The organism is Gilliamella sp. Pas-s95 (genome assembly GCF_009795795.1).
In the GTDB taxonomy this organism is placed as follows: Bacteria; Pseudomonadota; Gammaproteobacteria; order Enterobacterales; family Orbaceae; genus Gilliamella; species Gilliamella bombicola.
In genome coordinates, this window is sequence record NZ_WTFC01000034.1 from 1 (window position 1) to 22,871 (window position 22,871).

Annotated in this window: 22 protein-coding genes; 8 read left to right on the top strand and 14 right to left on the bottom strand. The window is 34.3% G+C overall.

Annotation, left to right across the window (positions count from 1 at the left end):
* Positions 1 to 383: 383 nt before the first annotated feature.
* The 6 genes from GQ598_RS09080 to murA form a co-directional block, all read right to left on the bottom strand.
* The gene (locus GQ598_RS09080) at positions 384 to 1,454 is read right to left on the bottom strand and encodes an acyltransferase (RefSeq protein WP_160403848.1); all 1,071 of its coding nucleotides are present in this window, start codon (positions 1,452 to 1,454) and stop codon (positions 384 to 386) included.
* 127 nt (positions 1,455 to 1,581) lie between these two features.
* Positions 1,582 to 1,845, bottom strand: coding sequence for a GNAT family N-acetyltransferase (locus GQ598_RS09085; RefSeq protein WP_160403849.1), 264 nt, complete (start codon positions 1,843 to 1,845; stop codon positions 1,582 to 1,584).
* A 226-nt stretch (positions 1,846 to 2,071) separates the two neighbouring features.
* On the bottom strand, positions 2,072 to 3,034 hold the full coding sequence (pfkA, locus tag GQ598_RS09090; RefSeq protein WP_160403850.1) for a 6-phosphofructokinase: 963 nt from the start codon (positions 3,032 to 3,034) through the stop codon (positions 2,072 to 2,074).
* An 84-nt stretch (positions 3,035 to 3,118) separates the two neighbouring features.
* The gene (locus GQ598_RS09095) at positions 3,119 to 4,024 is read right to left on the bottom strand and encodes a cation diffusion facilitator family transporter (protein ID WP_370516537.1); all 906 of its coding nucleotides are present in this window, start codon (positions 4,022 to 4,024) and stop codon (positions 3,119 to 3,121) included.
* Positions 4,025 to 4,034: 10 nt separating this feature from the next.
* Positions 4,035 to 4,610 carry a DJ-1 family glyoxalase III gene (locus tag GQ598_RS09100; protein WP_160403851.1) on the bottom strand — a complete coding sequence of 192 codons (576 nt, stop codon included), beginning with the start codon at positions 4,608 to 4,610 and terminating at the stop codon, positions 4,035 to 4,037.
* A 54-nt stretch (positions 4,611 to 4,664) separates the two neighbouring features.
* Positions 4,665 to 5,918: a UDP-N-acetylglucosamine 1-carboxyvinyltransferase gene (gene murA, locus GQ598_RS09105; protein ID WP_160403852.1), complete on the bottom strand. Its 1,254-nt coding sequence runs from the start codon at positions 5,916 to 5,918 to the stop codon at positions 4,665 to 4,667.
* 307 nt (positions 5,919 to 6,225) lie between these two features.
* On the opposite strand from murA, the gene GQ598_RS09110 reads away from it, so the two are divergent.
* From GQ598_RS09110 to can, 4 genes are all read left to right on the top strand, one after another.
* Positions 6,226 to 6,423, top strand: coding sequence for a YbdD/YjiX family protein (locus GQ598_RS09110; protein WP_091348221.1), 198 nt, complete (start codon positions 6,226 to 6,228; stop codon positions 6,421 to 6,423).
* A gap of 17 nt (positions 6,424 to 6,440) precedes the next feature.
* Complete coding sequence (locus tag GQ598_RS09115; RefSeq protein WP_160403853.1) at positions 6,441 to 7,484, top strand: GTP-binding protein; 1,044 nt, start codon at positions 6,441 to 6,443, stop codon at positions 7,482 to 7,484.
* A 181-nt stretch (positions 7,485 to 7,665) separates the two neighbouring features.
* A complete protein-coding gene (locus GQ598_RS09120) occupies positions 7,666 to 8,724 on the top strand; it encodes an FAD-binding protein (protein ID WP_160403854.1) in 1,059 nt (352 codons plus the stop codon).
* A gap of 58 nt (positions 8,725 to 8,782) precedes the next feature.
* Positions 8,783 to 9,442, top strand: a complete 660-nt coding sequence (gene can / locus GQ598_RS09125; RefSeq protein ID WP_091348231.1) for a carbonate dehydratase — start codon at positions 8,783 to 8,785, stop codon at positions 9,440 to 9,442.
* Positions 9,443 to 9,455: 13 nt separating this feature from the next.
* Here can and nrdG read toward each other — a convergent pair whose 3' ends face one another.
* The 5 genes from nrdG to trxA all read right to left on the bottom strand — a co-directional run bounded on the left by nrdG (position 9,456) and on the right by trxA (position 15,971).
* On the bottom strand, positions 9,456 to 9,920 hold the full coding sequence (gene nrdG, locus GQ598_RS09130) for an anaerobic ribonucleoside-triphosphate reductase-activating protein (protein ID WP_160403855.1): 465 nt from the start codon (positions 9,918 to 9,920) through the stop codon (positions 9,456 to 9,458).
* A 17-nt stretch (positions 9,921 to 9,937) separates the two neighbouring features.
* On the bottom strand, positions 9,938 to 12,073 hold the full coding sequence (nrdD, locus tag GQ598_RS09135; RefSeq protein ID WP_160403856.1) for an anaerobic ribonucleoside-triphosphate reductase: 2,136 nt from the start codon (positions 12,071 to 12,073) through the stop codon (positions 9,938 to 9,940).
* A gap of 352 nt (positions 12,074 to 12,425) precedes the next feature.
* Entirely contained in the window at positions 12,426 to 13,841 is a 1,416-nt protein-coding gene (gndA, locus tag GQ598_RS09140) for an NADP-dependent phosphogluconate dehydrogenase (RefSeq protein ID WP_160403857.1), read from the bottom strand.
* A gap of 175 nt (positions 13,842 to 14,016) precedes the next feature.
* A complete protein-coding gene (gene rho / locus GQ598_RS09145) occupies positions 14,017 to 15,279 on the bottom strand; it encodes a transcription termination factor Rho (protein ID WP_160403858.1) in 1,263 nt (420 codons plus the stop codon).
* 365 nt (positions 15,280 to 15,644) lie between these two features.
* Positions 15,645 to 15,971 (bottom strand): thioredoxin TrxA, encoded by a 327-nt coding sequence (trxA, locus tag GQ598_RS09150; RefSeq protein ID WP_160403859.1) that lies wholly within the window; start codon positions 15,969 to 15,971, stop codon positions 15,645 to 15,647.
* Positions 15,972 to 16,123: 152 nt separating this feature from the next.
* Between trxA and rhlB the strand changes: the two genes are divergently transcribed.
* A complete protein-coding gene (rhlB, locus tag GQ598_RS09155) occupies positions 16,124 to 17,353 on the top strand; it encodes an ATP-dependent RNA helicase RhlB (RefSeq protein ID WP_091348253.1) in 1,230 nt (409 codons plus the stop codon).
* A gap of 156 nt (positions 17,354 to 17,509) precedes the next feature.
* On the opposite strand, the gene GQ598_RS09160 is transcribed toward rhlB, so the two are convergent.
* Positions 17,510 to 18,136 (bottom strand): TfoX/Sxy family protein, encoded by a 627-nt coding sequence (locus GQ598_RS09160; RefSeq protein WP_160403860.1) that lies wholly within the window; start codon positions 18,134 to 18,136, stop codon positions 17,510 to 17,512.
* 314 nt (positions 18,137 to 18,450) lie between these two features.
* On the opposite strand from GQ598_RS09160, the gene GQ598_RS09165 reads away from it, so the two are divergent.
* Entirely contained in the window at positions 18,451 to 19,092 is a 642-nt protein-coding gene (locus GQ598_RS09165) for a hypothetical protein (protein WP_160403861.1), read from the top strand.
* Positions 19,093 to 19,098: 6 nt separating this feature from the next.
* Here GQ598_RS09165 and glnB read toward each other — a convergent pair whose 3' ends face one another.
* Together glnB and GQ598_RS09175 are read right to left on the bottom strand one after the other, a co-directional pair.
* Positions 19,099 to 19,437, bottom strand: coding sequence for a nitrogen regulatory protein P-II (glnB, locus tag GQ598_RS09170; RefSeq protein ID WP_065586186.1), 339 nt, complete (start codon positions 19,435 to 19,437; stop codon positions 19,099 to 19,101).
* 23 nt (positions 19,438 to 19,460) lie between these two features.
* On the bottom strand, positions 19,461 to 21,071 hold the full coding sequence (locus GQ598_RS09175) for an NAD+ synthase (RefSeq protein WP_160403862.1): 1,611 nt from the start codon (positions 21,069 to 21,071) through the stop codon (positions 19,461 to 19,463).
* Between the two features lie 130 nt (positions 21,072 to 21,201).
* Here GQ598_RS09175 and aroB point away from each other — a divergent pair, with 130 nt between their 5' ends.
* Together aroB and GQ598_RS09185 are read left to right on the top strand one after the other, a co-directional pair.
* A complete protein-coding gene (gene aroB / locus GQ598_RS09180; RefSeq protein ID WP_370516538.1) occupies positions 21,202 to 22,272 on the top strand; it encodes a 3-dehydroquinate synthase in 1,071 nt (356 codons plus the stop codon).
* Between the two features lie 117 nt (positions 22,273 to 22,389).
* The gene (locus tag GQ598_RS09185) at positions 22,390 to 22,845 is read left to right on the top strand and encodes a putative T6SS immunity periplasmic lipoprotein (protein WP_160403864.1); all 456 of its coding nucleotides are present in this window, start codon (positions 22,390 to 22,392) and stop codon (positions 22,843 to 22,845) included.
* Positions 22,846 to 22,871: the final 26 nt, after the last annotated feature.

Here is a 22,871-nt window from a genome sequence, read left to right on the forward strand (position 1 = left end):
CAGATTGTCTGTTTCTTCTTTTTAAAGAGCTGACAGCTTCTATTTTCAATCAACTCTTCGTTGATTTAGTTTGCTGTCTCAAGGGCTGCGTATACTACGCTACACCTTTTTATTCGTCAAGATCTTTTTTTAAAATTTTTGATCTCATTCTCTAACCTTACTCACCGCCTGCTTGGCGCTGACTGCGTGTCAGTGGATGCGCATTATAGGGACTTAAAAAATTCGCGCAAGTATTAATTTTAATTTTTTTTCCGTTTGTTCTTTATTTGCTCAAATCGCTTTACTTAATATATTTGATACAAACAAAATAAATTTCATTTACTATTACAAGATAATCTATTTTTTAATAAAAAAATAATAAATTAAAATGTGAACAGTACTACTTAACGCATACCACCAATAAGATATTGCGCTTTATTTTTGAAAATAAATTTTATCATGTTAGCAATAATGATACTTAAAACTAAAGTGAATACTAAAAAAATTACAGCGCTCAATGATGCTAACCAGCCATTATTTGTTTTAATTATATTTTTTAGTGGAGACTGATACAATAGTTGTTCAAGTTCTAACACAATAATTTCATGAATAAAATAGATTGGAAAACTGATATTTGCCATATAAGAAAAGAATTTATAACATTTTCCTTCATTGCTTTTATGATTTAATTCATCTAAAAAGTAGAGAGCTAATATAAACAAAATAATTTTTTGTAATGTATCATAATAAAGCTTTTCAACACACAAATGACTTGTATAGCGATAAGCGAAAGGAATACAAAAACATAAACCAAAAAAGAATATGACTAAAAATAAATTACTTTTCACTAATTTCATAATGGTTTGATAATTTTGTTTTATCATCATACCAGTTAAATAGACTGGACCATAATGTAATAAATTTAAAAAAGGTTGAGTAAAATCAGGTTTAGTAAACATTACAACCCAAAACATAGCAATCAAACCAGCTACAATTAAACTCTTTTTCGACCAAAAATATAATAAAGGAGCCATCAAATAGATGATAATAATCATTGGCATAAACCATAATGGCAACAGCTGTGTTCCGGTTAACATCATTTTTGTTATTGTGCTAATTATGCTAGATTCAGTTGAGGAATACCAAGGTAACTCCGATAAATATTGATAATGAAAAAATATAAAACAGAAAATAGATACCGAAATATAAGGACATACGACAGTCTTAAATTTTGATAAATAATATGTTCTAGTGTCAAATTTGTATGTTAGATGTTGAAATAAAAAACCTGCAATTAATACAAAAAATGTTGTGAAATTAAATGCAAATAAATTCAAAAAAGAAAATAGATAACTATTAGCAATCAAGTGAGTGTTTTTAAACACACCTAAACAGTGACTAAAAACAATCATAATAATTGCAACACCACGTAATACATGTATCGAATGAATTTTTTGCGGTTTTTCTGTTACCATTTTGGGCATTGTAAGTTAATGAAAACACATTAACATACATTATCGCATATTCGTGTAATTAGAACTACTATTTACAAAAATAAAATTTGGACAAAACATTATAATTATATACATAAAAATCAAATAATTAAAAGAATACTTGTCTTGATAATTTTTTAACAGCAAATGAACAGATAGGAATAATTTCACGCTTTTCTTGCCGTAATCGTTCAACTACAAGATCTAATAAGTTATTAGCAATACCTTGACCTCGATATGCCGGATCAATGTAAGTATGATCAATGGTAGCTTTATCATTTCCAACTCTTGTAAAAGTCATTTCAGCTATTTTTCTATTATTAACATCACAAACATAAAAACGATCATCAGCTTCTAAAAAATGTAATGACATAAAATTACCTATATACAATTGCAATTAAATTATTGTGTAACACATTTATACTTCATAAATGCCAAAAACTTTTATGGTAAGTTGAATCAAATATAAACTAATTTTAGGAAGGTTTACAAATAAACAAAATAGGTGACTATTTTAAGATTATATTTTCAACAGTTCACCTATAATAAAAACTTAGATCTTTATCAATACAGATTATGCATTACCAAACAATTAACATTTAGAATAATCGCTTAGCAGTATTGTATAGATCCATATCAAATGGGCGCTTCATATTATTAATAGCTTCAATAATATTATGGTGTACTAATTTTCCATTTTGTACACCAACGCTTCTACCAGCATGGCCTTGTAGCAATAATTCAACAGCATAAGCTCCCATGCGAGAACCTAAAATACGATCATAAGGAACAGGAGAGCCACCACGTTGAACATGACCTAATACCGTTGCACGCGTTTCATGATGAACCGCCGCTTCAATGTCTGCTGCAAGTTGGTTTACATCACACATATGCTCTGTAACAGTTACAATGGCATGTTTTTTACCTTTTGCAAAGCCCAGTTTAATTTCTTCGATTAGATCTTCTTTAGTATAGGAAACCTCAGGAATAATCATAAACTCACAGCCACCAGCAACAGAAGCATTTAAGGTTAAATCACCACAGTCCCGCCCCATAATTTCAATAACTGAAATTCGGTTATGCGAAGAACAAGTATCACGTAATCTATCAATTGCTTCGACTGCAGTACTAAGAGCAGTAAAATAGCCAATAGTATAATCAGTACCACGAATGTCATTATCGATAGTGCCTGGCAAGCCGATACACGGAAAACCTTCTTCAGTTAATCGCATTGCACCCATATATGAACCATCACCACCAATAACCACCAAAGCATCAATTTGATGTTTTTTTAAATTAGCAATGGCTTTTTGTCTTACGTTTTGATCTTTAAACTCTGGAAATCTAGCCGAACCAAGAAAGGTACCACCACGAGTAATAATATCTGATACACTTGAACGCTCTAATTGAACAATACGATCTTCACAAAGCCCCATATAACCATCATAAATACCAAAGACATCCAATCCTTCAGCTAATGCAGTTCTTACAACACCACGAATAGCAGCATTCATTCCTGGAGCATCGCCACCACTGGTTAAAATACCTATTTTTTTTATCATATGAAACAACTCCAAATTATTAACTTTTCGTTATTATAGAGTCTTAACAGATATCTAACAATAGACAAAAAAAGCTATTTTTGATTAATTTTTCGACTTCTTTATTTCGGTTGGCACTACGGAAATTGGATCTTGATGAATAATTACTGTTGCTGGAGCAAACTCTTTAGAGATATGTTGTTCAATAGCATCAGCAATAGCATGTGCTGTAATTAAAGGCATATCATCGTCTAGCTCAAGATGCAATTGAATAAATTTTAAAGGACCTGCTTGCCGGGTTTTTAAATCATGAAAACCTTGTACCTCAGGATATGAAGCAACAATTTCAGCAATTCTTACCTTATCGTTATCAGGCAAAGCACGATCAAGTAGATCCTGAATAGCACTATAAGCAATATGATAAGCGTTATAACAAATATATAAAGCAATAAACGATGCAAAAACTGCATCAGCATAAGTAATGCCATACCAACTTAAACAAAGTGCTATGATAACGGCAATATTCATCCACATATCGGAAGAATAATGTAGCATATCAGCCTGAATAGCATTACTACTAGTCATTTTCACAACGTGTCTTTGATATAAAACAAGAACAGCTGTAATTACAGCAGAAACTATTGAAACAGCAATTCCTAATAAAGGAAGTTGCAACTCACTTGGGTGAATAAAAGATCGAAGACTAGAAAGTAATAAAATTATCGCAGAACCAATAATAAATGCGCTCTGCGATAATGCAGCCAACGATTCTGCCTTACCATGACCAAAAGTATGTTCATCATCTGCCGGTTTTAGCGCATAACGGACCAAAAAGAAATTGAATCCAGAAGCAAGCAAATCGATACTTGAATCTAATAATGATGCAAATAAACTTATTGAGCCTGTTACCCAACAAGTAACCAATTTAATTAAAATCAGAAAAATTGAGATTAGAACGGCAATTAATGTCGCTCTTTTAACTAATCTTTCGTACAAATGTAAATTTGACACTTGATCCCTATTATCGATAGGACTCTATCCCCAATGGAAGAACTAACTGCTGAGCAACCTCGGCTGCCTTTGTCCTTCCTAACAATACATCGATAATTTTTAAAGCAAAATCAATGGATGTTGCTGGACCTTGGCTAGTAATAACTTTATTTGGTTCATCAAAATAAACTCTATCAGCTTTCCAGTTTTTAAACGCATCTTTAGTGGTTGGATAACCAGTCATACCGGCATGCGGAAATAAATTATGATGCTGTAAAACCACTGCTGGCGAAGCACAGATTGCAGCAACAATACCGCCATTTTGATGTGTTTGCTTTAATTTCTCGATCAATAATGGACAGTCTCGAAAATTTTCTGCGCCTTTTACACCACCCGGTAAAATAACAACGTCAAAGTCAATGTGTTGAATATCTGACAATGTTTTTTTAGCCAAAATTGTTACTCCTCGGGAACATTCAATTTCACGAGTACTTAAGATACTCGCGGTAGTCACTTTAATATCGGCTCGGGTTAATAAATCAATTGTCGTGACTGCTTCTGTTTCTTCACAACCATTTGATAAAAATACCAACGCTTGTTTTGTCATTGTTGTCCCTCTTTTGAATAAGTAACTGACTCATCATATTTAATAAAATGAGATTTATTTTACTCTTTCAATATTCGCGCCTAATTTTCTTAGTTTTTCTTCAATATTATCATAACCACGATCAATATGATAAATTCGATCAACCGTCGTTAAACCTTCTGCTATGCAACCGGCTAAAACTAAACTTGCTGATGCCCGTAAATCCGTTGCCATGACTTGTGTTCCACTCAATTTTTCAACGCCATGCGTAATTAAGGTATTGCCTTCAATTTCAGCTCTAGCACCCATACGAATTAACTCAGGTACATGCATAAATCGATTTTCAAAAATCGTTTCTTTAATGATTCCTGTACCCTCAGCAACCATATTCAATAATGAAAATTGAGCTTGCATATCAGTAGGAAAACCTGGATGTGGAGCAGTATGAATATTCACAGCTTTCGCCCTTTTCCCCTGCATATCTAAACAAACCCAATCTTCACCGACTTCAATTTTAGCGCCAGCTTCCTTTAATTTAGAAAGCACCGCATCAAGCAAAGTAGGATCTGTTTTACGACAAGTGATTTTACCTTTAGATATAGCAGCTGCAACTAAAAAAGTTCCTGTTTCAATACGATCAGAAACTATCTCATGCATGCCCCCTCCTAAACGTTCAACTCCTTCAATTTCAATACGCACTGTACCTGCACCAGTAATTTTAGCACCTAGCATATTTAAGAATTTAGCTGTATCAATAATTTCAGGCTCACAAGCCGCATTTTCAATTACGGTTTTCCCCTCAGCTAAAGTTGCAGCTGACATAATAGTAACAGTAGCGCCAACACTCACTTTATCCATTACAATATGAGAACCTTTAAGGCGCCCATCAACAGAGGCTTTAACATATCCTTCATCGAGTGTGATTGTCGCACCTAATTGTTCAAGACCAGAAATATGAAGATCTACGGGTCTTGCCCCGATAGCGCAGCCACCCGGTAATGACACTTGCCCTTGTCCAAAACGAGCAACTAATGGACCTAAAGCCCAAATTGAAGCGCGCATAGTTTTAACTAAATCATAAGGTGCACAATAGTTATTAAGATGACTTGCATCAAGATGAATAAAATCATTTCGTTCGCATTTTACACCTAGCTGACTTAACAATTCTAACGTCGTGTCAATATCTTTTAACTTGGGAACATTTCGGAGTTCTACTGGTTTTTCTGCCAAAATCGCAGCAAATAAAATGGGTAATGCAGCATTTTTTGCCCCAGAAATAACCACTTCACCATTTAACATGGTTGGGCCTGTTACGTGAAATTTTTCCATTATTAACTCTTATGCTTGATAAATTAGCAAATATTATAGAATTTATTTACTAATAGATAAATGAATTTCATGAAAAATTTAAAATAAAACCTTCTTTTAAACCAACGAAAAATAAATAAAATCAAGAGCTATCTAAATTTCATCATATTTCTTAATTTAATAATAATTACGATTAATCAATGATTGACTCAAGCTAATTGGCATCTTATATTGGAATATATTAATTTTTGAATATAATTTGAGTTATGGTTCAAAAGATTTTAATATCTCAGTATAAGAGAATAATGTTAAGTATAAGAGAAAAGGTATGTTTGATTCACTCGCTAAAGCAGGAAAATATCTGGGCCAAGCCGCTAAATTAATGATTGGCATTCCTGATTATGATAATTATGTTCAGCATATGAAGCTCACTCATCCAGAACAAACACCTATGACTTATGAAGAGTTTTTCAAAGAGCGTCAAGAGGCAAAATATAGTGGCAAAGGTGGATTTAAATGTTGCTAACGATTAAGAGACAATAAATGACAGACCCTATTTCATCTTCATTATTACCTGTTACCTTATTAACTGGTTTTTTGGGCTCAGGTAAAACAACACTCATTAATTATCTGTTAAAGCATAATCATGACGAGAAAGTAATTATTATCGAAAATGAATTTGGTCCAGTAAACATCGATAGTAGTTTATTAAATGTTAGTACCGAAATTCAAATTGTTGAAATGACTAATGGCTGTATTTGTTGTACAGTGCAAGGGGAACTCACCGAAGCATTACATAAATTACACGCAAAACGTTCAATTGGTGAATTACAATTTGATCGGTTGATTATCGAAACAACGGGGTTGGCCGATCCAGCACCGATTATCCAAACTTTTTTTATTGATAATTTAATTCGTGAAACAATTCAACTTGATGCTGTTATCGCTCTTGTTGATGCTCAACATATTTTAAAACACCTTAATGAACATCGTGTAGCCCTTTCACAAATTGGTTTTGCTGATCGCATTATTTTAACAAAAACCGATTGTATTAATGATGAACAAAAAGCTGAAGTCGTTAACCGAATTCATAAAATCAACCATAAAGCGGCTATCTTTGAAACAGAAAAAGGACAAATACCAAAATCTTATTGGCTTGATATACATGCCTTTGAGTTAAGTGATGAGCTAACAATAAATAAAGGTTTTTTTGTTATTAATCCAACTCAAGTTTTTGAAGCTGGATTCAAATCATTACCACGACAAAAACAAACCATATCGTGGGATGATAATATTTGTTCTTACCTCTTTGAAGCTGGCGAACTCGATCTAAAAAAGATTGGCTCTTTTATGGAAAGCTTAGTCGAACAATATGGCAACGATATGTTACGCTACAAAGGTGTTTTAGCAATAAAAGGGAACGATCAACGATTAATTGTTCAAGGTGTGCATAAGGTCGTAGGATTTGACTATGGCTCTCCTTGGCAAAATTTATCAGAAAGAATATCAAAGTTAGTAATAATCAGTCGTAAACTACCATTTAATGAATTAAATCAAGCATTTTTAAAAACAATATCAGACCAATAACACAAGTAAACAGGTCGAGATAGTGAATCCCAATCCTGGTTTTATGCTAACACACATAATTTATTGATTTTTTTTACAAGTGAACTGGTATAGATAAACTTACATATCTAATAGCCACACCTAATATAATTTGTTAACATAAACGCCTTTTAAAAGTGACAAAACAAACAACGCAATTAACATGGATTACGATATCGCAATCATAGGTCTTGGACCTGCTGGCAGTACGCTAGCTCGCTTACTCAGCCCTTCTTTTAATGTCATTGCATTAGATACAAAACATCAAACCGGAAATGAAGGTTTCCACAAACCTTGTGGAGGATTATTAGCCAATGACGCACAAAAAGCTTTTATTAGACAAAAGCTAAATTTACCCAAAGATATTTTAACTGATCCACAAATTTTTAGTGTAAAAACCATAGACTTACAAACCAAACTTATTCGTAATTATCAACGAAGTTATGTAAGCTTTGATCGGCACAAATTTGATCTATGGCTAAAATCACTGATACCATCAAAAGTAAACGTACTTCATAATACACTTTGTAAAGAAGTTAGACGTATCATTGATGGTTATCAAATAACCTATCTTGATCAAAATAAAACAGAACACAAGGTCACAGCGCAATATGTAGTCGGTGCTGACGGTGCCAATTCCCTTGTCAGACGTATGCGATACCCTCAGCATAAAATCAGACAATATGTGGCGATACAACAATGGTTTACAGAACAGCATCCAAATCCATTTAATTCGTGTATATTCGATAATAAATTAACGAATTGCTATGCTTGGAGTATTTCAAAAGATGGTTACTTCCTGTTCGGCGGTGCTTTCCCCAAAAAAGTAGCAACTCAACATTTTGAAAAATTAAAAGAAAAACTATCAACGCAAGGATTTATTTTTGGAGAGCCACTCAAAACAGAAAAATGCTTAGTTGTTTATCCAAATAGATTACGTGATTTTTATACCGGTAATGAAAACATATTTTTGATAGGTGAAGCGGCAGGTTTTATTAGTGCAAGTTCTTTAGAAGGTATTAGCTATGCTTTGGATAGTGCTGAGATTTTAAGTAAAATTTTAAACAGCGGCCATCCAAAACCCAATAAATGCTATTACCAACGAACAATGCCACTACGTTTCAAACTTTATAGCAAAATTGTTAAGGCTAAATTATTAACAACCCCTATATGGCGTAAATTAATAATGAAAAGCAAGATTCAGCACACTGAACAGCACTGAAGAACATAAAATAAAAAATAGTAAAAATAATAATGAAATATATAGGAAAATATTAATTATGTTTGATGTCACGGATTTAATTCGTTTTAACCACGAATGGTCAGAAAAAATAGAACAAGAAGATCCAGAGTTTTTTAAACAACTTGCTATTGAACAAAATCCCAAATTTTTGTGGATCGGCTGCTCGGATAGTCGTGTTTCAGCAGAAAAGCTCATTAAGTTAAAGCCAGGCGAATTATTTGTACATCGAAATGTCGGTAATCTTGTAATACATACAGATTTAAACTGTTTATCAGTTGTTCAATATGCCGTAGATGTACTTAAAATTGAAGATATCATTGTTTGTGGTCATTTAGGCTGTGGTGGAATTCGTGATGCAGTTGAAAATCCAGATTTAGGTCTAATTAATAACTGGTTACTTCATATTCGAGACCTGTGGTTTCGAAATAGTTCACTACTCGGTGAATTTCCACCCGATATTCGTTTAGATGTTTTATGTGAACTTAATGTGATAGAACAAGTATATAATTTAGGTCACTCTACAATTATTCAATCTGCATGGCAACGAGGTCAGAAAGTTAATTTACATGGTTGGGTTTATGGAATTCATAATGGTAAAATTACTGATTTACATATCACCTCTTCAAGTAGCGAGAATCTTGAAATTAACTACCGAGAAGCCATTTCTTATCTTTCAAATTTACATAAACAACAATAATTAACTCGTTGTTTTATTTAAAACGATAGATGATTTGATTACTGCTTCCTCGCCACAACAAGCGAGGGTCAGCGAGTTCTTGCACAAATTTTCCATCAATTAACACATCAATATAAGGAATAACAGCTTGTTGTTCAGCGGTTAACTCATCAAATTTATACCCTGTCCAAAGCCAAATATCTTTATTATCGCACTCAAATTTAACGCGTTGAACCAGTTTTAATATAGTTGGAACATTTTGAGGATGCAAAGGATCACCACCAGAAAGAGATAATCCCTGACGTTTTATTTCTGTATCTTGCAAATCTTTAATGATTTGATCTTCAAGTGACTGTGTAAATGGCGAACCTGAATTTACTCCCCATGTACTTTTGTTATAACAACCAGGACATTGGTGTTCACAACCTGCGACAAAAAGCACACAGCGAGTACCCTCACCATTCACAACATCGACGGGATAATAACGATGATAATTCATAAGTATTACATTTATTATTAACCAATTTGACCATTATTCAAATGTTTGACTCGCCGTTTTACTTCTTCTTGTTTACCTGCATTGAATGGGCGAGCGTCAGGACTACCCAGATATCCACAAACACGACGAGTAACAGATACTTTTGAAGAATCATGATTACCACAACTTGGGCAAACAAAGCCTTTACTCGTACAAGAAAATTCACCGGTATAACCACACTCATAACACTCATCAATTGGCGTATTAGTTCCATAATAAGGTACTCGAGTATAGCTGTAATCCCATACATCCTCTAATGCTTTGATATTATTAATCATATTTGGATATTCACCATAGCAAATAAATCCACCATTTGCGATAGAAGGATACATTTTTTCAAATTCGATTTTTTCGTATGGATTAACCTTTTTCTCAACATCAAGATGAAAGCTGTTTGTATAATAGCCTTTATCAGTAACACCAGCAATTACACCAAATTCGGCTGTATCAAGTCGGCAGAATCGATCACATAAGTTTTCGCTTGGTGTACTATATAAGCTAAAGCCATAACCAGTTTCATCCTTCCATTGATCTACCGCTTTACGTAAACGCTCAACAATTTCTACCCCTTTTTCACGTAATTTATCGCTGTCAAATGGATGTGTTTGATTTCCGTAAAGTGCATTTAAAGTTTCATGAAGACCAATATAACCTAAAGAAATTGAAGCCCGACCATTTTTAAAAATTTCAGAAACACTATCATTTTCATTAAGTCTAACGCCACAAGCACCTTCCATATATAAAATAGGCGCAACACGCGCTTTTACACCATCAAGTCGAGCAATACGTGTCATTAAAGCCTTTTTACATAATGCTAAACGTTTATCTAAAATATCCCAAAAACGAGCTTCATCGCCTTTAGCCTCAATAGCGATACGAGGCAAATTTAGACTAATAACGCCTAAATTATTACGCCCATCGTGAATTAATTGACCATCTTCTTCATAAACACCTAAAAAGCTTCGACAGCCCATAGGCGTTTTAAATGACCCAGTAACGTCGACAACTTTATCGTAGTTTAGAATATCTGGATACATACGCTTACTTGCGCATTCCAATGCAAGTTGTTTAATATCATAATTCGCATCGCCTTGCTTATGATTAATCCCGTCTTTAATTGCAAAAACCAATTTCGGGAAAACAGCCGTTTTATGATTTTTACCAAGTCCTTTGATACGAACGTTTAAAATAGACTCTTGAATTAAGCGTGATTCCCAACTTGTTCCTAAACCAAAGCCAAAAGTAACAAACGGCGTTTGACCATTAGCAGTATGTAGAGTATTGACCTCATATTCAAGAGATTGAAACGCATCATAACACTCTTTTTGAGTTCGACTTTTAGCATAATCCTCTGGGGTTGGGATATTCCACTCTTCTGCCACTTGTTTATGTTTGTTATAACTGATAGTAACAAATTTTGCTAAAACTTCATCGATACGATTAATGGTCGTTCCACCATAAATATGGCTGGCAACTTGCGCAATAATTTGTGCAGTTACCGCTGTTGCGGTTGCGATTGATTTCGGGGGTTCAATTTCAGCATTCCCCATTTTAAAACCGTTAGTTAACATACCATCTAGATCAATTAACATACAGTTAAACATCGGGAAAAATGGTGCATAATCTAAATCATGATAATGAATTTCACCGCAATCATGAGCTCGTGAAATGTCTTTTGGTAATAAATATTGTTTAGCATAATGCCTTGCCACAATACCGGCGAGTAAATCACGCTGAGTTGGGATCACCTTGCTATCTTTGTTAGCATTTTCATTTAAAATAGCAACATTACTTTGTTCAATTAGCCCGCGAATATCTTGATTTAATCGGCTACGTTCTTCACGAGCGCGATCACGATCATGGCGATACTCAATATAAGTTCTTGCTAATTTTTTATAGGGACCTGACATCAACTGATTTTCAACAGCATTTTGAATTTCATTGATATCAACACTTTCACGTTCGCTCATTTGATTAGTCACAACACGAGCAACCGCTACGCAATAATCGGGATCATGTACATTGGCCGCCACTGCAGCTTTGATGATGGCATCTTTGATTCTAGTTTCATTAAATGCAGTCTGACAACCATCTCGTTTAATTACTACAGGCATATATACTCCTCAATGATTCATTAACACTTAGCACTTAGCACTTATCGCAGGTTTTATATCAATATTCGTTGTAATTATTCATTTCTTATTAAATCATTAGTTTTATGATATAAACCCAAATACCATATCGCTCAACACTATATATAGTAAATAATATATAATTATACACCATATATAGTGCTTTTCTAGCTTTTTTAATAAACGAAATCACTTGACAAGTTTCAAGTCAATGACGACAAGGATTTGAACAATGAAGAGAGAGAAGGAAAATAAATTTACTAACCAAAAATAATAAAAGTGCAAACCTAACTTGCACTTTTATTTACTAAAATAAGATTATCAACTGAAAATACTATGATTCAATATTTAGCCAGTTTGTATGGAACACTCCTTCTTTATCAATACGTTGATAAGTATGAGCACCAAAATAATCTCGTTGTGCTTGGATCAAATTAGCGGGTAATACCGCCGAACGATAGCTATCATAATAAGCAATAGCCGCCGAAAGTGTAGGAACTGCAATACCTTGTTGTACAGCTAGAGACACCACATCACGTAATGATTGTTGATAAGCTTCTGTTGTTTTATTGAAATAAGGGGCTAACAACAAATTATCAATCTCATTATTTTCAGCATAAGCGTCCGTAATTTTTTGTAAAAATTGCGCACGAATAATACAGCCTGCTCTAAAAATCTTAGCTATTTCACCATAATTCAAATTCCATTGATATTTATGAGATGCGGCTTTCAACTGAGCAAAACCTTGTGCATAAGAGATAATTTTACCCATATAGAGGGCTTTACGAATTTTCTCTATAAGTTCCTTCTTATCGCCACTATAAGGCTGCTTTTGAGGACCTTTTAACACTTTTGCTGCCGCAACTCGCTGCTCTTTAATTGCAGATAGATAACGAGCAAATACTGACTCCGTAATTAATGACAAAGGCTCACCCAAATCTAAAGCACTCTGACTGGTCCATTTACCTGTACCTTTATTGCCTGCAGCATCTAAAATCACATCAACTAAATAATGACCTTCTTCGTCTTTATGTTTAAAGATATCGGCTGTGATTTCGATCAAATAACTATCTAATTCACCTTTATTCCAATCAGCAAAAACATCCGCAAGTTCATCGTTAGTTAAACCAACGGCATGTTTTAACACCGAATAGCTTTCCGCTATCAGTTGCATATCGCCATACTCAATACCATTGTGAGCCATTTTCACATAATGGCCAGCACCATTTGGACCGATATAAGTCACACAAGGTTCATTGTTAGCCTTGGCTGCTATTTTCTCTAATATAGGGGCAACTAACTCATAAGCTTCTTTTTGGCCACCAGGCATAATAGAAGGACCTTTAAGCGCACCTTCTTCGCCCCCAGAAACACCTGTACCAATAAAATTAAAGCCTTCATCTGAAAGCATTTTATTGCGGCGAATAGTATCTTCAAAATAAGCATTACCACCATCAATAATAATGTCGCCTTTATCTAAAAGTGGACGCAGTTCATCTATTACAGCATCAGTGCCTTTACCTGCTTGCACCATAATCAGAATACGACGAGGCTTTTCTAAAGAATTGACAAAATCTTCAATTGTAAAATAAGGAACCAATTGTTTATCAGAATGTTCAGCCATGACTTGTTCTGTTTTATCTTTAGATCGATTATAAATAGCAACAGAAAATCCACGACTTTCAATATTAAGCGCAAGATTCCGCCCCATAACTGCCATTCCAATAACACCGATTTGTTGTTTTGACATAATTTGGCTCCTTTATTAAACCTTTATAACCTTAAACCATAAGGTTTTTGACAACATCTAAAACTTAATTAAGTTTTTATAAATTAAGCTATATTTTGCCATAAAAAAAGCCGTACCAGAATATAATACGGCTCATTTTCATTACTTTAATGATATTTACTATCAACTGCACAAATCATGACCGCTTCATCATTTCAAAAAACTCATCATTAGTTTTAGTCATGGACAGTTTATCAATCAAGAATTCCATCGCATCAGTCTCACCCATTGGGTTAAGAATTTTACGTAAAATCCACATTTTTTGCAGTTCATCAGGCGAAGTCATTAAATCTTCTTTACGTGTACCAGAACGATTAAAGTCAATGGCAGGGAAGACTCGACGTTCAGCAATTTTACGTGATAAATGTACTTCCATATTACCCGTACCTTTGAACTCTTCGTAGATAACTTCATCCATTTTAGAACCGGTATCAATCAATGCTGTTGCAATAATGGTTAAGCTCCCACCATCTTCTACATTACGGGCAGCACCAAAAAAGCGTTTTGGACGATGCAAAGCATTCGCATCTACACCACCGGTTAAAACTTTACCCGATGAAGGAACAACCGTATTGTAAGCTCGTGCTAAACGTGTGATTGAGTCTAATAAAATAATCACATCTTTTTTATGTTCGACTAAACGTTTTGCTCGTTCAATAACCATTTCAGCGACTTGAACATGCCTTGCAGCTGGTTCATCAAATGTAGAAGCAACAACTTCACCTTTAACCAAACGTTGCATTTCGGTCACTTCTTCTGGACGCTCATCAATCATCAATACAACTAACTCACATTCAGGGTGATTAACAGCTAAACTTTGAGCAATGTTTTGCAGAAGCATTGTTTTACCCGCTTTAGGTGGTGCAACAATCAAACCACGTTGACCTTTACCAATTGGCGAAGCCAAATCAAGCACTCTTGCTGTGATATCTTCGGTTGAACCATTACCTCGTTCCATTCTTAAACGAGAATTGGGATGAAGTGGAGTTAAGTTTTCGAAAAGAATTTTGTTGCGGGCGTCTTCTGGCTTATCGTGATTGACTTCATTTACTTTTAACAAAGCAAAATATCGCTTACCTTCTTTTGGCGGACGGATTTTACCCGCAATAGTATCACCAGTCCTTAAATTAAATCGTCGAATCTGACTTGGCGATACATAAATATCATCTGGTCCAGCTAAATAAGAACTATCAGCTGAACGCAAAAAGCCAAATCCATCTTGCAAAATTTCTAGTACACCATCACCAAAAATATCTTCACCACTTTTGGCATGCTGCTTTAAGATTGCAAAAATAATGTCTTGTTTTCTAAGGCGGGCAAGATTTTCAAGCCCCATTTTTTTTTCACCAAGCGCGACAAGCTCAGAGACAGAAGTGTTTTTTAATTCAGTTAAATTCATAATTTTAAAAATTCTTGAGGATAAAATTGATATGTTTGCAATTAATATTATTTTTGTATATTAGTTTCATTTACTTATAAAAAATTTCTTTCCCTTACAACACATAAATTCAATCGATTACTAAGCTTTTGATGATAATTGAAGATCTGAATATAGAATTTCACCACTTTACCAATAAAAACAATGAATTTTAGAAAGGAATATTTGTAAGAGGCTAGCAATGTACACTAAAAATACTAATCTGTCTATATTTAATTGAAACAATTAATCTATATTACGACAGCTAGCAAAAAAGCAAAAGAGTAACGAATAGTCCATTACTCCCTTAACTTCTTTGATTTCTAGTGTCAAATACAAGGTATTTGTTATAATTGAGGATCAATAAAGTTTTTGAGTTGAGCCTTAGATAACGCCCCTACTTGAGTGGCAACAACTTGCCCATTTTTAAAAATCAATAAGGTAGGAATGCCTCGAATACCAAACTTAGGTGCCACATTAGGGTTTTCTTCAACATTCAATTTAGCAACAACAATTTTATCACCATATTCTTGCACTATTTCTTCCAAGATCGGAGCAATCATTTTACAAGGTCCACACCATGGGGCCCAAAAATCAACAAGTACGGGCTTTGCTGATTCATTAATTGTTTTATCAAATGTAGCTTCCGATAACAGAACGATATTATTACTCATTTTTATCTCCAACATACTTTCACTGGTATGCAATAATAGATTACTTTGTATTTCCCTACTAGTAATTAGTATAATAGGATATAATTATTAGTGATGCCACCGTATTGAATATGTTATAATACTAAAATTCTGTAATTATATTCACAATCACAATGATTCAAGCATATCTTACCAAAACAACTTTTAGCCAATTCCCTCTTCATCCTTTAGTGTTAAAAGCACTTGAGAAAAAAGAGTTTATTTATTGCACTCCTATTCAAGAAAAAACATTGCCATTAACTACAAAAGGAATTGATATCGCCGGACAAGGGCAAACAGGAACAGGCAAAACCATGGCGTTTTTGGCGTCAACATTTAATCACTTGTTGAATCATGAACCTTTACCCGATCACAAAATCAATCAGCCAAGAGCTATCATTATTGCACCAACACGCGAATTAGTTGTGCAAATATACCATGACGCAGAACGCTTATCGGAAGAAACAGGACTAAAATTAGGACTTGCTTTTGGTGGTGATGGCTATGATAAACAATTAAAAATGCTCTCAACTGGCATTGATATTTTAATTGCAACAACAGGACGATTGATTGACTATGCAAAGCAAAATTACATTAATTTAGAAGCAATTCAAGTTGTTGTATTAGACGAAGCCGATCGCATGTTTGATTTAGGGTTTATTCGCGATATCCGCTGGATCTTCAAGCATATGACTCCACCGAACAAAAGGTTAACTATGTTGTTTTCTGCAACATTAACACACAATGTGCGTGAATTAGCTTTTGAGCATATGAACAATCCACAATATGTCGAAGTTGAGCCAGAACAAAAAATTGGTCATCGAATCAAAGAAGAGCTATTTTTCCCATCGAATGAAGATAAATTGGCACTATTGCAAACACTTATTGAAGAAGAATGGCCAGATCGCTGCATTGTATTTGCTAACACCAAAGTAGCTTGTGAAAAAATTTGGCGACACCTTATTGCTGACGGCCATCGAGTTGGACTATTAACAGGCGATATCGCTCAGAAAAAGCGTTTATCAATTTTAGAGCAATTCACACAAGGACAACTTGATATTTTAGTTGCCACCGATGTCGCGGCTCGAGGATTACATATCCCAAATGTTACTCACGTTTTCAATTATGATCTACCCGATGATTGTGATGATTATCGACATCGAATCGGACGAACAGGACGGGCTGGCGCTGAAGGTTACTCAATTTCACTAGCTTGTGAACGCTATTCGCAAAACTTACCTGCTATTGAAAAAGCAATTGCTCATGCTATTCCCGTTAGCCAGTATGATCCTTCTGCATTATTGGTCGATTTACCAACCCCAAAACCTTTTAGGCGTCCACCAAGAAGAAAACCTACTAACTAACAAAACAGTTGGTAGTAAAAAAACAAGATAATATCAACTATAAAAAGCTATCTAAAAATACGATAATACTTTAACTACATCATTTTTAAATAGCTTTATTTTAGGACAACTTTCGATAATGATATTATTCACACTAATTAACATCAGCCACCAAAATCATTTTTCATGTAAATTGCTATCTATCTGATTTAAAAAACATTGATATTCAAGCTCAATTGCTTTTTTAGTTTCCTTAGATAAGGTAGCAACATGAAACCGATGCAATGAACTGTATAAAACAAACAGAATATTAATTGAAATTGCCGCCTTCTTTTGTTTTATTTTATAGTATGCACTTAAATATCCCTCTTCTTGAAGGGATTCAACATCTTTAATTCCGACACTGCATAATAATCTTTCTAATGACAAAGTCATATTTGGCATCTCTTTTATCCGTTTTTCTTTGAGTTTACCTTTTTCATATTGTTCTTTTTTAGTATATTCAATCACCATTGTTACCATAGCAAGTAACTTTTCATGGTCATTAAAAAGTACATCACCAACTTTATAGTAATCAAGTAATTTAGTTGACATACCCATTTTTATGCTTAAGGGCTGCATACCCAAATCAATAAAAATTGATCGATAATCAGGATGTCCTCTTAAATAAAAGTCTTTTTGAGTAATCCAGCCAAACATGGTATCTTTACTGTTAACGCTAAATCCGCCAAAAAATGTTTTAATTGAAATATCTTTAACATCAGAAAGCTCTGTTAAAATTCGATTTGCAAATGTTGAACACATAATCAATTTCCATTTAAACTTTATTAAGCAACCAAAATAACTTATCAATTAATCTAAATTATAGTTATTCCATATTCAAACAATTTCTAAATAAATTCATAATTATGCGATCTGTCTTCCATATATAAACATTAAATACATTATTACTTGATAAATTATATTTTTGTGAAATAAAATCAATTTTTTGTAAAAAAATAATCAAAAAATAAACAAATCTTAACAATTCTTAAAAAGAAAAACCGCTTTAACATTGTTATTCTGTCATAATAATTATACAATCGAAACTAATTAACTAACTTAATGGTACCTAATTTTTGTCAAGTCAAATCAACATGGTAAAAAAATTTATTGCTCTATTTTTTATGTTTTACTCTTTTATCGCATCCGCCGAGAAGTTACCATTAATTGACTCATTAACATTGTGCACTCCATCTTTTTTTAAAGATGTTTACGCCAATAAAGAAGAATTAGAAAAATATACTAACATCAAGGTGTTCAATCAAAATCAAGCCTATATTCCTGTAGAAAATCGTACTAATTTAGATAGAAACTATGTTTATTTTAAAACACCAATGGCTTATAAAAACCTAACAATCACAGGCTATTATGACAGTGCCATGGATCTTGGAAAGATAGGAAAATATTATTTCTGGGGATTTATCGTAGACAATGATATCAATCAAATAAAAGAGACACTGAAAGAAATAAATTGGAAAAATATGGAAGAAAACCTTCTTTATATCGGAAATCCAATGATTCGAAGTATTAATGACGACACCCAAGTCTGGCATAAAAATACCGGCACTGTTGTTGGCGTCAAAACGATCCCAGCACCGGATACTACCGAAAAGCTATTATTACTTGAAAAAGGACCAAATATGACCCTTCTTATTTGCTCTATTCAAGGTGTTGTAACACCTCAATTACTAAAACAAGAGCGGCCAGACATTCAATAATTTAAATTAAATCGCTGATTCATCCATTTCACCAGTTCGAATCCGAATTACTTGTTCAACATTATAAACAAAAATTTTTCCATCACCGATTTTGCCTGTTTGTGCTGTTTTCATAATTGTCTCTATACACATTTCTAAAATATCGTCAGGGACAATCAGTTCAATTTTTACTTTCGGCAAAAAATCAACCATATATTCCGCACCACGGTAAAGTTCGGTATGCCCCTTTTGGCGCCCAAAACCTTTAACCTCAGTCACTGTCATGCCGGTAATACCTTGATCAGCTAGCGCCTCTCGAATATCATCTAATTTAAATGGTTTAATAATAGCTTCAATTTTTTTCATATCTATTTTCCCTTAATTCGAGATTACCAATTTTTAAACCCAAAGGCAGAAGTGATAGGATAACGTCGACCTTTACCAAAATTACGAGCAGTGATTTTAGGACCAACTGCTGATTGGCGGCGTTTATACTCATTGATATCAACCAATTTAATAACTCGCCTTATTGTCGCTTCATCATAGCCCTGCTCAATAAGTTGTTCAATGGAAAGATCGAGTTGAACATAACCTTTTAATATACCATCTAAAATATCATAAGGAGGCAAACTATCTTCATCTTTTTGATCTGGAGCAAGCTCTGCTGAAGGAGGACGAGTTATCACTCGCTCAGGAATCACATAAGAACGAGTATTTCGATATTTAGACAATGCAAAAACCATCGTTTTAGGAACATCTTTAAGCACATCAAACCCACCGGCCATATCACCATAAAGCGTTGCATAACCAACTGACATCTCGCTTTTATTACCGGTTGTCAGCACCAATCTGCGCCGTTTATTTGACAGAGCCATTAAAATAACACCACGACAGCGTGCTTGCAGATTTTCCTCTGTGGTATCTTTTGCTGTGCCTAAAAACAGGGGGTTTAGCGACGACATAAACGCATCAAACATCGGCTCAATGGAAACAATATCAAATTCAACCCCTAATATTTCAGCTTCTTCCTTAGCATCAGCAATACTGATATCGGCTGTATAACGAAATGGCATCATCACTGCTTGTACTTTATCTTTACCTAATGCATCGACAGCGATTGCCAACGTGAGCGCAGAATCAATCCCACCAGAAAGTCCTAAAACAGCACCTTCAAAACCATTTTTAGTAATATAGTCTCTTGTTGATAACACTAAAGCATCATAAACAGAAGCTAAAACAGCCGTCTCTGATTGTGGTTGTGAACTATCAACACTAAAAGGATGGGTCAAATCCAAAACGGCCGTATCTTCTTTAAAAGTTTGAAGTTGGCAAATCACCTCGCCTTGACCATTACAGGCAAAAGAACAGCCATCAAAAACCAACTCATCTTGTCCCCCAACTTGGTTGACATAAACAATCGGTAAACCGATGCGTTTTGCATGCTGTTTAACTAAATCATATCGTTGTTGCTGTTTTTCATAATCGTATGGTGAAGCATTAATTGCTACCACAAAATCAGCTTGAGCTTGTTTAATATCATCGATTGGCTGATTTTGCCAAAGATCTTCACAAATTAACAAACCAATCTTTTGTCCTTTAAAGTTCACAACACAAGTTTGATCGCCGGCAGTAAAGTAACGCTTCTCATCAAATACATCATAATTAGGCAGTAACTGTTTATGGTAACAAGCCAACAATTTCCTATCACAAAAAAATGAAAGGGCATTATAAATATGTGCATCTTGCCAATGTGGATGCCCAACAATAATCGCACAGTGTTTACTTGCTTGTTGAATTAAAGCAAGTGCTTTTTGACAGCGATCTTTAAAATCAGATCGATATACTAAATCCTCAGGAGGGTAACCGCACAAAGCGAGTTCAGAAAAAACAATGAGGTCATCGGACGAATGGCGACTAATTAGCTCAATAATCTGTTGAGCATTCCCTTCAATATCGCCCACACGCCAATTTTTTTGTGCTAAAACAATAGAGATAGACATATAGAATTTAACATCACAAATCAAAATTGTTGATAAGTTTAAATGATTCTAAGTTGCACTGCCACTCTTTTATCGATAACATTGCAACAATAAATCCGTTTTGACTTGTCTGGAAATTAATATGCAAAAAATGTTAAATGTGGCGTTAGCCAACCGCAGTTATCCCATCACAATTGGTGAAAATTTACTGAGCGAATTTCAACATTTTAAACTCAAGGCAGGTCAACGCGTACTAATTGCAACCAACGACACTATAGCTCCACTTTATTTACAAACACTCACTGATATGCTTGAAAAGCAGGGTGTAAAAACTGACTCTATTGTTGTACCCGATGGCGAACAATACAAAACCATAGAAACATGGAACACGATCCTCACCGCCTTACTTGCCAATAACCATACACGTAATTCAATCCTTATTGCACTTGGTGGGGGTGTCATCGGGGATGTTGCTGGATTTGCTGCATCGGCTTACCAACGTGGTATTAAATTTATTCAAGTACCAACTACACTACTTTCCCAAGTTGATTCATCGGTTGGCGGAAAAACAGCCATTAACCATCCGCTTGGCAAAAACATGATTGGTGCTTTTTACCAACCACAAGCGGTAGTTATTGATCTAAACTGCTTAAAAACCTTACCACAAAGAGAGCTGTCAGCAGGACTTGCTGAAGTCATAAAATACGGCATTATTTTAGACCCCGAATTTTTTAATTGGTTAGAACAGCATATAGAAGATTTATTAAATTTAGATGTTAACGCATTAAGTTACTGTATTTACCATTGCTGCGAACTAAAAGCAAAAGTGGTTGCTGCTGATGAAACAGAACAAGACATGCGCGCCATTTTAAATCTTGGTCATACTTATGGTCATGCTATAGAAGCAGAACTAGGCTATGGAAACTGGCTACATGGCGAAGCCGTCAGCGTGGGAATGTTAATGGCCGCACACACCGCCAAATTACTCGGACAATTAACGCAAGCAGATATTGATAGAATAAAAAACTTATTAATACGTGCTAAGCTACCGGTTAACAGACCGGCACAAATGCCGATTGAATCTTACCTTCCACACATGTTACGAGATAAAAAAGTACTATCTGGGCAGTTAAGACTTGTTGTGCCAACTAAAATTGGGCATGTTGATGTGATGGATGGTATTGATAAAAATATCGTATTAGAATCTATTGCTAACGTCTAATATTAGCCATATTTTTTAACTCTACACCAAATATCGTTAAACTACTAAAACATTTTTACAAAAATAATAAACCGCTTTAAAAATTAGGAAGGAATAAAAAAGTAAAGGATCATCTGCATGAAAAAAAGCCTCATTCAAATACTAATAATGATTTTAATATTATCAACAACAACAGGATGCTGTCTACTATTTCGCCAACCAGTACGAGAACGACCTGATGTAGAATTAAATAACAATCAGCTATGTATCAGCATCCCCAAGGGAAAATACTCCCAAAATAGGTTATTTAATATTAGGTTTATAAGTATCAGTGAGAAAATAAAAGATGGCCCTACGTATGATCGCACAAGATATTATAGTGGAATGACTGATACAGGCGTAAAAATGCAATACCAAGTTCACCCTGGTGAATGCTTAAATCTTGATTATCAATTTAAAACCGATATACGTTACTATGTATTTATTAAAGCAATACAACAAAACAGCGAAGGTTGGAATGTAGTTAAAAGATTAGATAAAAGATTGATACTAAAAAAACAAGACGATGGCTCATTACAATTGTTAGAGTATTAAATAAACAACATATTAAACCCATTTAA

What these genes read in the sequence shown, in the direction of transcription:
- GQ598_RS09185 (WP_160403864.1), top strand. Translation starts at nt 22,390, where the DNA reads ATGAAAAAAAGCCTCATTCAAATACTAATAATGATTTTAATATTATCA.
- nrdD (WP_160403856.1), bottom strand. Translation starts at nt 12,073, where the DNA reads ATGCCTGTAGTAATTAAACGAGATGGTTGTCAGACTGCATTTAATGAA.
- GQ598_RS09115 (WP_160403853.1), top strand. Translation starts at nt 6,441, where the DNA reads ATGACAGACCCTATTTCATCTTCATTATTACCTGTTACCTTATTAACT.
- gndA (WP_160403857.1), bottom strand. Translation starts at nt 13,841, where the DNA reads ATGTCAAAACAACAAATCGGTGTTATTGGAATGGCAGTTATGGGGCGG.
- murA (WP_160403852.1), bottom strand. Translation starts at nt 5,918, where the DNA reads ATGGAAAAATTTCACGTAACAGGCCCAACCATGTTAAATGGTGAAGTG.
- GQ598_RS09160 (WP_160403860.1), bottom strand. Translation starts at nt 18,136, where the DNA reads ATGTGTTCAACATTTGCAAATCGAATTTTAACAGAGCTTTCTGATGTT.
- pfkA (WP_160403850.1), bottom strand. Translation starts at nt 3,034, where the DNA reads ATGATAAAAAAAATAGGTATTTTAACCAGTGGTGGCGATGCTCCAGGA.
- rhlB (WP_091348253.1), top strand. Translation starts at nt 16,124, where the DNA reads ATGATTCAAGCATATCTTACCAAAACAACTTTTAGCCAATTCCCTCTT.
- trxA (WP_160403859.1), bottom strand. Translation starts at nt 15,971, where the DNA reads ATGAGTAATAATATCGTTCTGTTATCGGAAGCTACATTTGATAAAACA.
- rho (WP_160403858.1), bottom strand. Translation starts at nt 15,279, where the DNA reads ATGAATTTAACTGAATTAAAAAACACTTCTGTCTCTGAGCTTGTCGCG.
- GQ598_RS09110 (WP_091348221.1), top strand. Translation starts at nt 6,226, where the DNA reads ATGTTTGATTCACTCGCTAAAGCAGGAAAATATCTGGGCCAAGCCGCT.
- aroB (WP_370516538.1), top strand. Translation starts at nt 21,202, where the DNA reads ATGTTAAATGTGGCGTTAGCCAACCGCAGTTATCCCATCACAATTGGT.
- nrdG (WP_160403855.1), bottom strand. Translation starts at nt 9,920, where the DNA reads ATGAATTATCATCGTTATTATCCCGTCGATGTTGTGAATGGTGAGGGT.
- can (WP_091348231.1), top strand. Translation starts at nt 8,783, where the DNA reads ATGTTTGATGTCACGGATTTAATTCGTTTTAACCACGAATGGTCAGAA.
- glnB (WP_065586186.1), bottom strand. Translation starts at nt 19,437, where the DNA reads ATGAAAAAAATTGAAGCTATTATTAAACCATTTAAATTAGATGATATT.
- GQ598_RS09100 (WP_160403851.1), bottom strand. Translation starts at nt 4,610, where the DNA reads ATGACAAAACAAGCGTTGGTATTTTTATCAAATGGTTGTGAAGAAACA.
- GQ598_RS09175 (WP_160403862.1), bottom strand. Translation starts at nt 21,071, where the DNA reads ATGTCTATCTCTATTGTTTTAGCACAAAAAAATTGGCGTGTGGGCGAT.
- GQ598_RS09120 (WP_160403854.1), top strand. Translation starts at nt 7,666, where the DNA reads ATGGATTACGATATCGCAATCATAGGTCTTGGACCTGCTGGCAGTACG.
- GQ598_RS09085 (WP_160403849.1), bottom strand. Translation starts at nt 1,845, where the DNA reads ATGTCATTACATTTTTTAGAAGCTGATGATCGTTTTTATGTTTGTGAT.
- GQ598_RS09080 (WP_160403848.1), bottom strand. Translation starts at nt 1,454, where the DNA reads ATGGTAACAGAAAAACCGCAAAAAATTCATTCGATACATGTATTACGT.